This is a genomic window from Vibrio sp. (genome assembly GCF_984391705.1).
On record NZ_CFHWOM010000131.1, the window covers coordinates 1 to 2,800 of the forward strand.

The 2,800-nt window shown below is 42.4% G+C and carries 4 protein-coding genes; all 4 read right to left on the reverse strand.

The features are described 5' to 3' along the window. Window positions 1–602: YebC/PmpR family DNA-binding transcriptional regulator (locus tag AC4MRV_RS21850; protein WP_491189375.1), on the reverse strand; the 602-nt coding region annotated here is incomplete at its 3' end. Between the two features lie 107 nt (window positions 603–709). Beyond that, complete coding sequence (locus AC4MRV_RS21855; protein WP_491189376.1) at window positions 710–1,306, reverse strand: HAD family hydrolase; 597 nt, start codon at window positions 1,304–1,306, stop codon at window positions 710–712. Window positions 1,307–1,438: 132 nt separating this feature from the next. Continuing rightward, window positions 1,439–1,933 (reverse strand): DUF6702 family protein, encoded by a 495-nt coding sequence (locus AC4MRV_RS21860; RefSeq protein ID WP_491189377.1) that lies wholly within the window; start codon window positions 1,931–1,933, stop codon window positions 1,439–1,441. A 3-nt stretch (window positions 1,934–1,936) separates the two neighbouring features. Next, a partial coding sequence (locus AC4MRV_RS21865) for a hypothetical protein (protein WP_491189378.1) occupies window positions 1,937–2,800 on the reverse strand: 864 nt, incomplete at its 5' end.

The window sequence follows — 2,800 nt, forward strand, 5'->3', positions numbered from 1 at the left end:
ACAAAGGTGATTTCATCTACTTCAAAGTTGATGCCTTCGAATGCTTCTGTTAATGCTGTTTTCGCTTTGAAGTATTCAGTGTGTGGCGCGAATACAGATACTTTGCCGTCTTCAACTTCAACGTCAGTTACATCAACATCAGCCATCATTAATGCTTCAAGTACCACTTCATCATCGTCGCCATCAAAGCCAAGGATTGCTTGGTGATCGAACATGTGTGCAACACAACCAGGGCTACCGATTTTCGAATCTGTTTTTGTGAATGGCAGACGTACATCTTTGATAGTACGATTTGGGTTATCTGTTAAACAGTCAACGATAACCATACAGTTACCAGGACCGTAACCTTCGTAACGTGCTGGAGAATAGTCTTCACCTGCACCACCCGCTGCTTTTTCTACGGCTTTGTCGATAACGTGTGCTGGTACTTGGTCTTTCTTCGCTTTTTCGATTAGACGACGTAAAGATAGGTTTGTTTCAGGATCTGCACCGCCGTTTTTAGCTACAACGTAGATTTCCTTACCGTATTTAGAGTTAACTTTGGTTTTTGCCGCCGCCGTTTTTGCCATGGCGTTTTTGCGGACTTCAAATGCTCTGCCCATCTTAATTCTCGTGTTATGAATTTAAAAAATTGCCAAGATTCTAGCAAGACTAAAGGCTTTGAGCTAGAGGGTAGCGAGATTAGCGACATTTTTTTGAAAACCAAACGTTACGGGAGGACTAACTTAGTTAATTGCGAAAAGTGCTCGATTATATGCGTCGCTGTATCTGCGTAGTCAGGTCGCGCATCAAGAATATACAAACAACTGTCCATTTTCGCATTGTCTGCAGCCTGTATATCAAACAAAAAATCGCCAACGTAAATACACTGCGAAGGGTTTACTTGCCAACTATCAGCAACTTGCAATAATGCAGTTGGGTCAGGTTTTGCGGGGGCATCGTCTCGGGTGAGTACAATATCGAACTCAAGACCGGTTTTTGCCAGCTTCAGTTGTGCCGCATATTGGCAGTTACGAGTTACAACCGCCATTTTGATGTGTTGCTCTGCCAGCGCTGCAAGACACTCTAAAACACCCGGCATTATCACTGCTGATTCAGCATCTTGGTATTCATGGCTTAAGACAATATCCATGGCAGCTTGGGCTTCTACCTCTGGCAGCTGTTCAATATAGGTCAATAAATCTGTGTGTTCAGTACATCCGATTTCAGCGCGAATATGTTTAAAGTTTAAAGAAGAACTTACTAGCGTGTTGTCTAAATCAAAAATAACACCTTGGTAGTTTGCATTTGCTGCAGTTTGAGTCATAAAAGAGAGTGGTCTTATTGAGCGTAATTATAGTATATACGAAAAGATTAAAAGGTTGGATTAGGGCTGAAAGATAAGGGCTAATAAAAAAGCAGAGCCTGAGCTCTGCTTTTGATAAAAGCAAAAAGAGGGTTACTTATCAAAATGCACGGTGAGCCAGTTGTCTTCACCATCAAAATGTAAGGTTTTTACTTTGCCTTTACCTTCGAAGTTGACCATGTTGACTTGATCTGCCCAAACATCCCTGAGTGCACCATGTTGCATTCTCAGCGCGCTAAAATCTGCAGGGATCTGCGTTTCTTGGTAAACCCAAAAAAACTTTCCATCAACCTCCTGACCGACTAAAGAAAGCTTGAGAGGTGTCTTGTTTGCTAACTGTAAAGCCACTTTACGATTTACATATTGTGCAAATTCAGCTCTATCTTTAGCGTGCTTAAACAGATCAGCGTGACCGCCTATCAAGGTCTCTACAGCATGTTCTGTATCGTGCAGATAAAAGCGATGCATCAGCTCAAGATTACCCGTACGCTCATTGATCAATACGGTTGTCATTGTAGCTTTTAACTGGTGAGCGGCGACTTGACCGCTCAACAGTAAAAGTAAGCTGGCAGCAAGCCAAGCTCTCATGGATTAATCCTTCTTCTCTTTTTCGTCTTTGTCATCTTTTTTCAACTCAGTTTTGATGTCATGCATGATATCACGACGCACTTTGGCTGAACTCTTCTTACGCTTATACACTTCTAAACGAGAAGGAATGATTTGACGCGGGTAATGGTTATTTTCAATGTCGACATCGGCAGTTTCCCAGCGAGGGTCAACCACAATAGACTTTAACGGCTTGTCTTTGTCTGTGATGATTAACTTACTCACTTTAGTCGGGCTACGACGCCAAATCTCAGCCGGTAGCATACGCTCTTCAGTCGAACCGTCTTGATACGTAAGTTCTAAAATGATTGGCATCACCAAGCCACCTAGGTTGCTGAACTCCATGACATAATAGTTTTTGTCTTCTTCAACTGCTCTATCAAGGGCTTTACGCTCCCAAGGCTTCAGTTTTTTTAAGAAGCTCTGATACGCATTTCGCTCTTTATTAGTCACAGTAAAGCGGTCATTGTCATCGTAGAAGTCAGATACGTCTTTGTTTTTATCAATCCAAAGCTCGCGGCCTTCTTCTTGGTTACGCTTGTTGAACAATGACATAGGCTTACTCTGTTCGAACTCACGTAAACGTGCATAGTCAATGTCTGGGTTCTTAGTATCAATACGTAATTGATAAACCTTGTCTAGTGAGATATCAACATGATCTGTGGTATAGAACCAGCCACGCCAGAACCAGTCTAAATCGACACCAGATGCTTCTTCCATAGTTCTAAAGAAATCAGCTGGGGTTGGACGTTTGTATTTCCAGCGCTGCGAGTATTCTTTAAACGCAAAGTCAAATAGTTCACGCCCTAAAATCACCTCACGCAGAATATTCAGTGCCGCTGCAGGTTT

Bases quoted from the DNA above. Each gene is read 5' to 3' on its own strand.
- AC4MRV_RS21855 (WP_491189376.1), bottom strand. From the start codon at position 1,306: ATGACTCAAACTGCAGCAAATGCAAACTACCAAGGTGTTATTTTTGAT.
- AC4MRV_RS21860 (WP_491189377.1), bottom strand. From the start codon at position 1,933: ATGAGAGCTTGGCTTGCTGCCAGCTTACTTTTACTGTTGAGCGGTCAA.